Genomic DNA, 6,634 nt, shown 5'->3' on the forward strand with positions numbered 1-6,634 from the left:
GCTGCACGAAAACGAGGATGCGTCTGCCGGGGGATGCCACCTAGAGGCATGTTTTCGAGTTTCCCTGCGGCAAAAAATAAGCCTGGAGCTTCCTGATTGGGATTGTGCATGGTGCAACCCAAGCGGTTGTGCCGCAAAATGTAAAAAGGAACCCTGCTTATGCGACACACAGAGCTTGCTTTTACCGGACCAGCCACTTTTTTTAAGGCACCCTACCGGCCCCTTTCAGATAACTGGCAGGCGGATGTGGGGCTTCTGGGTCTTCCTTACGACTTTGCGGTGGGCTATCGCCCCGGAGCCCGTTTCGCCCCTGGTGCGCTGCGGGAGGCATCGGGCCGTTATGCCCCAGGGCCAGAGGGCTACTTCGACCCGCAGACCGAAAGCTACCTCTTACGGGGTGTCGCCCTGGTAGACGCGGGCGACGTAGACCCCGCCCAACTGGAGTACCAGGAGTCCTTCCAGCGTATTAGCGAGGCTGCCCGCAAGCTCCGGCAGCGGGTAAAACTCCCTGTTTTTGTGGGGGGCGACCACTCCGTCACCTACCCTATCCTGCGGGCCTACGACGACCTGGATGAACTCCACATCGTTCAGCTCGACGCCCACCTGGACTTTTCTGATACCCGCAACGCCACCCGCTACGCCAACTCCTCACCCTTTCGCAGGGCAGTAGAGGATGTGCCGGGGCTTAAGCACATCACGGTCGTGGGGTTGCGCGGCCTACGAACCAATCCCGAGGCCTACTATGCTGCCAGATCCAGGGGGCACATCCTTATCGGCAGCCAAAGGGTACAGGAAAACCTGCCCTGGGTACTCGAGCAACTACCCAAAGGTAAGAAGGTCTATATCAGTTTCGATGCTGACGTTCTGGACCCCTCCATCATGCCCGCTACCAGCAGCCCAGAGGTGGAGGGTCTGACCTATGGGGAAGCCCTGCAGGTGGTGCGAAGGACGCTCGAGCAAAACCAGATCGTTGGCTTCGATTTTGTCGAACTCGCACCCAATCTGGATAACAGCGGACTGGGGGCGCTGGTAGGCGCGCGTTTGTTGGCCGAGGTGCTGGCCTGTTGGGCCGGGTAGCTCTGCGCTGGTTAGAGCGGTTTTCGCTATTTCTCTGAAGACCGCTCCGGGTCAGGCCAGAACCGGCTGGGTGTAACGAGTTTGGGTGAGTAGCTACCTGAACAGAGACTGTTCACCCCCAGCGAACCCCTTTGGGTCAGACCACTGGTGCGGATGTTCACCAGGGAGCGCACTGGACTTCACAGAGATGCACCTCATTGGATATCGCCCTCTTCGCAGACGTTGCCTCTGTGCTGTGCAGGACAAAGCAATCAAGTTGTGAGCAGCTCAATATTTGTGAAGAGTGCTCCAGTTGGAAGAGTATCCCTGTGAAGCCGATATAAACCAGCTCCCATGCATTCCCCGGCAGGCCGCTGCTTTTTGCCCTCAGAGCTTTCCAGTCTCTATGGCTTTTTGAATCTTCTGCCCGATTTCGCGAATCAGGTGTATTAGCACACCAAAGCGTTCGTCACGGGTGAGCCCCTTTTGATAGCGGGCATAAATCTGCTGCATGATCACACCCACCTTGAACAGGCCAAAAACATAATAAAACACCATGTGGGATACATCTCGACCTGCGCGGGCTGCATACGTCTCGACCAGCTCGGCCCGGCTCAGGTTGCCCGGCAGGTGGGTCAGGCCAAAGCGTTTAAGGCCCGGTGGGTCGTCCTCCTGCGCCCAGTAGCCCAGGGTGGTGCCCAGATCCATTAGGGGGTCGCCCAGGGTGGCCATCTCCCAGTCCAGCACGGCCATCACCCTGGTGAGGTCGGCGGGGTCTAGCAACAGGTTGTCGTACTTGAAGTCGTTGTGGATCAGGGCTGTACCCGATTTGGGGGGCATGTGCGCGGTCAGCCATTCCATCGCGCGTTCCATGCCGGGGATTGTGTCGGTGCGGGCCTTCTGGTAGCGCTCCGCCCAGCCCCGCACCTGCCGCTCCACGTAGCCCTCGGGTCTGCCCAGATCCCCCAGGCCCGCTTTCTGATAGTCCAGGTTGTGCAGCTCGACCAGGGCCTCGAGGGCCGCCTGGCAAACCCCCCGCATGCGCTCGGCGGTCAGGCCCGCTGGGGGCTGGGTGCGCAAAATCACCCCGTGCAGGCGCTCCATCACATAAAACGGAGCCCCCAGTACGTTTTCGTCGGCACAGTACAGCAAGGGCTGAGGAACCTTGGGGTATACCGGCTTGAGGGCCGAGAGAATCCGGTACTCGCGCCCCATGTCGTGGGCGGTCTTGATGTTGGCCCCAAAGGGTGGGCGGCGCAGCACCAGCTCCTGCTCGCCCAGCCTGAGCAGGTAGGTCAGGTTGGAAAAACCGCTGGGAAACTGCAAGACCTCGAGGCTACCCCTAGCGCCCGGAAGATGCTCCAGCAGGTAGGCTTGCAGCCGGGCGGTGTCTAGTTCTTCACCGGGCCGGATCTGGGTGGGTTGATCGGTCATCATTCAGAGCGAAACCTCCACGCCATACTCCTTGAGCAGCGCCCGGGCCACCACGGTTTTGTGCACCTCGTCGGCCCCGTCGTAGATGCGGGCGGCCCGCTCGTGGCGGTAGAAAAACGAGAGCGGCAGGTCGTCGGACATCCCCAGGCCGCCATGCACCTGGATGGCCCGATCCAGCACCCTTTGCAAAACACCCGCCACAAAGAATTTGATCAGCGAGATTTCCACTCGAGCCCCCTCGGCCCCCTGCTGCTCCACCTTCTCGGCAGCGTCCAGCACCATCAGCCGGGCCGCGTGGATTTCGGCCTTAGACTCGGCAATCAGGTGCTGGATGGCCTGGCGCGAGGCCAGGGGCTTGCCGGGAGAAAGCTCGCGCCGGGCGGCATACTCGCACATCATCTCGAGGCTGCGCTGGGCAATGCCAATCCAGCGCATAGCGTGGTGAATGCGCCCCGGCCCCAGCCGCTCCTGGGCGATGGCAAATCCTTTGCCCCGCGCGCCCAGCAGGTTCTCCTGGGGTACCCGCACATTTTCCAGGCGGATTTCCGAATGGCTCATCCAGTCCTCGCCCACCTCGCCCATCACCGAAATTTTGCGCACCTGCTTTAAACCTGGGCTATCGGTGGGCACGATAATCTGGCTGGCCCGGGCGTAGGGGTTGGGGTGGTCGGGGTCGGTGATGCACATCACGATGCAGAAGCTCGAGCCCTCAAAGCCGGTGGTGTACCACTTGTGGCCGTTGATGACCCATTCGTCGCCCTCCATCACCGCTCTTGTGTTCATCCAGACCGGGTTAGAGCCGGGGTACTCGGGCTCGGTCATGCCAAAGGAACTGCGAATCTCGCCCCGCACCAGCGGCTCCAAAAAGCGTTCTTTTTGCGCCGGAGTGCCATGTTTGAGCAGCACCTCCATGTTGCCGATGTCGGGGGCCTGGGTGTTGAAGGCATAGTGCCCCAAGGGGCTTCGGCCCAGCTCCTCGCTCAGGCGGGCAAAAGCGCTCAGGCTCAGGCCCATGCCCTGGGGGTGATGCAGCGGGGGCAGCCACCAGCCCTTAGCCTTTACCTTCTGCCGCACCTTTTGCAGGGCGGGCAGCACCGCTTTGAAGCCGTGTTTGAGGAAAGTGGGCTCGAGGGGCAGGATTTCGCTTTGCAGAAAAGCCCGGACTTCTAGAGTCAGGTCGGTGGTTTGAGCGGTCATTTGCTCTATAGTCTACCGCCCAGGGCAGACTTTCGCGCTCAGGCCAGGCTGAAGAGGTCCTCGAGGCTTATCTCGAGGTTCAAGCACCCTACCGGGGCGCTGCCCGCCTCCAGCCGCAGGCCCTGCCAGCCCTGGCGGCGCTCGAAAACCTCGAGGCTGCGCGTGCTGGGGTCTACAATCCAGTAGGTTTGCAGGGTCTCGATGCTTTTATAAGCCTGTAGCTTTTCCCGGCGGTCGGTGGCCTCGGTGTGGGGCGAGATGACCTCGGCAATGAAGCAGGGGTACCGGAAGATGTGGCTGTCGGTGTCACGGGAATCACACAGCACCATCACGTCGGGGTAGTAGTAGCGGTTGAGCTGGGGAAGCCAGAGCTTGACGCCCTCAACCGCCATCCGACAGCCCAAGGCTCTCAGCCTTGGCTTAATTGCCGCTGCAATGTTGATGGTAATCTCGTTATGCTCCAGCGACTCGCCCGGCATCTCGTAAACGATACCATCCACATACTCGTGCCGGGTCTCGGAATGCTCTTCGAAGCGAAGGTATTCCTCCGGGCTGAGGTTGGTGGGCAGGGGCCTGGAAGCCATAAGGCAATTGTAGCATCCGGGCCATAAAGCAGGGCAGTGAGTGGTGCGCTTCTTGCAAGCACGGCCCATTCTTGAAGCAAAAAAGGGCGCAACGGGTGCGCCCTTGGAAAACCGACCCGTTCAGGCTTTGGGCTGGGGGTAACCGCCCGCCTCGAGCACCTTCTGCGCGATCCGGCGGCGCACCTCTACCAGGTCGGCGGGGTCGTGCTTGGTCAGGCGGCGGGCCGCCGAGGCCATCAGGCGCATCTCGTCGCCCTCGGCCAGGCGCGGCAGAATCGAGAGCGCGGCAGCCTGGGCACGGTCGAGGGCCTGGTACAGGTAGAGGGCGGCCATATCGGCGTACACCCCACCGCCCAGTTTGCGGGCCCGCAGCAAGGCGCTCTCGGCGGCAAAAATATCGATCAGGATGTCGGCAGCCACCGCCAGAACTTCCTGCTCTTCTTCAATCTGCTTGCCGTACTTGAGGGCAGCCAGTCCCAGCACCGCCAGGGCCAGCTTTTTGAGGCCCTCGAGCTGGGCCATCTCCATGTCTAGGGGCTCCTCAAAGGAAGGCTCCAGCAGTTCCTTTTGCAGCTTCATGGCCGCATCGAAGAGGGGCAGGTCGCCCTTCATGGCCCGGCGCAGCAGCATGCCGGGAATCAGCAGGCGGTTAATTTCGTTGGTGCCTTCGAAGATGCGGTTGATGCGGCTGTCGCGGTAGGCCCGCTCAATCTCGTACTCGGCGGAGTAGCCGTAACCGCCATGAATCTGTACGCCTTCGTCTACCACGTAGTCCAGCACTTCGGAGCCCAGCACCTTGATGATGCTGGCCTCGATGGCATACTCCTCGATGCCGGCCAGAACCGCCTCGGCGGCGTTGGCTTTATCCAGGCTGCTCAGGGCCTGGTCAATCATGCCCATGGTGCGGTAGACCGCACTCTCGCCCACAAAAATGCGCGAAGCCATCTCGGCCAGCTTTTGCTTGATCAGGCCAAAGTTGGCGATGGGCTGGCCGAAGGCCACGCGCTCCTGGGCGTACCTGGCCGAGAGTTCCAGCGCCCCCTTGGCCCCGCCGATGGCGCCCGCACCCAGCTTGTAGCGCCCCACGTTGAGCACGTTGAAGGCAATCTTGTGCCCCTTACCCAGCTCGCCCAGCACGTTCTCGACCGGCACCTTCACGTCTTCTAAAAAGACCTGGCGGGTGCTGGAGGCCTTGATGCCCATCTTCTTCTCTTCGCCGCCCAGGCGCAGGCCGGGGGTGTCGCGTTCGACCAGGAAGGCGGTCAGCCCTTCCGGGGTCTTGGCAAAGACGGTAAAGAGGTGGGCAAAACCGGCGTTGGAGATCCACATCTTGGTGCCGTTCAGGATGTAGTGCTTGCCATCCGCCGAGAGCTCGGCGCGGGTCTTGGCCCCCATGGCGTCGGAGCCAGACTGGGGCTCGGTCAGGCAGTAGGCGGCAATGAGCTCCCCCGAGACCAGTTTGGCCAGGTATTTGTCTTTTTGTTCCTTGGTGCCCCAGTACACCAGGGGCAGCAGGCCAATGCTGGTCTGCACCCCGTAGGTCACGCTAAAGCCGCCCGTTCCGGCCAGGGCTTCGGCAATCACGGTGCTTACGGTTTTGGGCAGGTCGAGGCCGCCGTACTCCTCGCCCACCTCCACCCCCAAGAGCCCCAGTTCTCCGGATTTTCTGAGCAAGGGAATGTTGTGCTCGAGCGCCCCATGCTCCATGGCCTCGGCCACCGGACGGTACTCTTTTTCCACGAACTGCCGCACGGTCTCCTGAATCATGCGGGTGGTGTCGTCGAAGTCCTCCGGGGTGAAAATCTGCTCGGGTTTATCCAGTAGCCAGCCGCCGCCTTTGGTAGAGAGTTTTCTGTCTGCAATCACTGCTAACCTCCGCACTATTTTTTGACTCGTTATAAACTTATACCGAGTCAAAGTTTAGCGTCAATTTCCACCATCGTCAATCAGCTATAACACAAACCTATAGCCTGTACGGCGCTGCTGTTATTGGCAAATGTTAACGGCCTGCGGTGCAGGTAAACCACCGGTCTTCCTCGGCCATGAGCCGCTCACCCTGCCAAAGCTGTCAGCACAACGGGTATGCACCCGGCGCTACCCCAAAACCCCAGAAGAACTATGTGCACGTCGGCAGGCTTTTCATCCCCTCCCCTACCCCAACAACTACCTACCGGGTCGGAGAAAGGGGGGGAAGGCCCAAAAGGCAGACCCGGCTCGAGGGTGATCAAAAACCCAAATGTCCCGGCTGACCTACGGGCTACAGCCGTCTATCCCACTGCGAACCCAGTCAGGGGGTGCATCTCTGAAAATCCGTATGCCAGAATAAAGCATGAAAGAGTGGAAAACGAAAGCTCGCCAAGCCT

At 60.8% G+C, this 6,634-nt stretch carries 5 protein-coding genes; 1 reads left to right on the forward strand and 4 read right to left on the reverse strand.

Annotation, left to right across the window (positions count from 1 at the left end; all coding sequences use genetic code 11):
- Positions 1-159 precede the first annotated feature (159 nt).
- Positions 160-1,077, forward strand: a complete 918-nt coding sequence (locus ABWU19_RS09245; protein ID WP_435901414.1) for an arginase family protein — start codon at positions 160-162, stop codon at positions 1,075-1,077.
- A 366-nt stretch (positions 1,078-1,443) separates the two neighbouring features.
- On the opposite strand, the gene ABWU19_RS09250 is transcribed toward ABWU19_RS09245, so the two are convergent.
- The 4 genes from ABWU19_RS09250 to ABWU19_RS09265 all read right to left on the reverse strand — a co-directional run bounded on the left by ABWU19_RS09250 (position 1,444) and on the right by ABWU19_RS09265 (position 6,137).
- Positions 1,444-2,490: a phosphotransferase family protein gene (locus tag ABWU19_RS09250; protein WP_435901415.1), complete on the reverse strand. Its 1,047-nt coding sequence runs from the start codon at positions 2,488-2,490 to the stop codon at positions 1,444-1,446.
- A 3-nt stretch (positions 2,491-2,493) separates the two neighbouring features.
- Positions 2,494-3,687 carry an acyl-CoA dehydrogenase family protein gene (locus ABWU19_RS09255; RefSeq protein WP_435901416.1) on the reverse strand — a complete coding sequence of 398 codons (1,194 nt, stop codon included), beginning with the start codon at positions 3,685-3,687 and terminating at the stop codon, positions 2,494-2,496.
- A 38-nt stretch (positions 3,688-3,725) separates the two neighbouring features.
- Complete coding sequence (locus ABWU19_RS09260; protein WP_435901417.1) at positions 3,726-4,271, reverse strand: Uma2 family endonuclease; 546 nt, start codon at positions 4,269-4,271, stop codon at positions 3,726-3,728.
- Positions 4,272-4,391: 120 nt separating this feature from the next.
- Positions 4,392-6,137 carry an acyl-CoA dehydrogenase family protein gene (locus ABWU19_RS09265; protein WP_435901418.1) on the reverse strand — a complete coding sequence of 582 codons (1,746 nt, stop codon included), beginning with the start codon at positions 6,135-6,137 and terminating at the stop codon, positions 4,392-4,394.
- Positions 6,138-6,634: the final 497 nt, after the last annotated feature.

The organism is Meiothermus cerbereus, from assembly GCF_051297115.1.
GTDB classification, from domain to species: domain Bacteria; phylum Deinococcota; class Deinococci; order Deinococcales; family Thermaceae; genus Meiothermus; species Meiothermus cerbereus_A.

Coding starts and splice junctions, on each gene's coding strand:
- ABWU19_RS09260 (WP_435901417.1), bottom strand. CDS start 4,271: ATGGCTTCCAGGCCCCTGCCCACCAACCTCAGCCCGGAGGAATACCTT.
- ABWU19_RS09250 (WP_435901415.1), bottom strand. CDS start 2,490: ATGACCGATCAACCCACCCAGATCCGGCCCGGTGAAGAACTAGACACC.
- ABWU19_RS09255 (WP_435901416.1), bottom strand. CDS start 3,687: ATGACCGCTCAAACCACCGACCTGACTCTAGAAGTCCGGGCTTTTCTG.
- ABWU19_RS09245 (WP_435901414.1), top strand. CDS start 160: ATGCGACACACAGAGCTTGCTTTTACCGGACCAGCCACTTTTTTTAAG.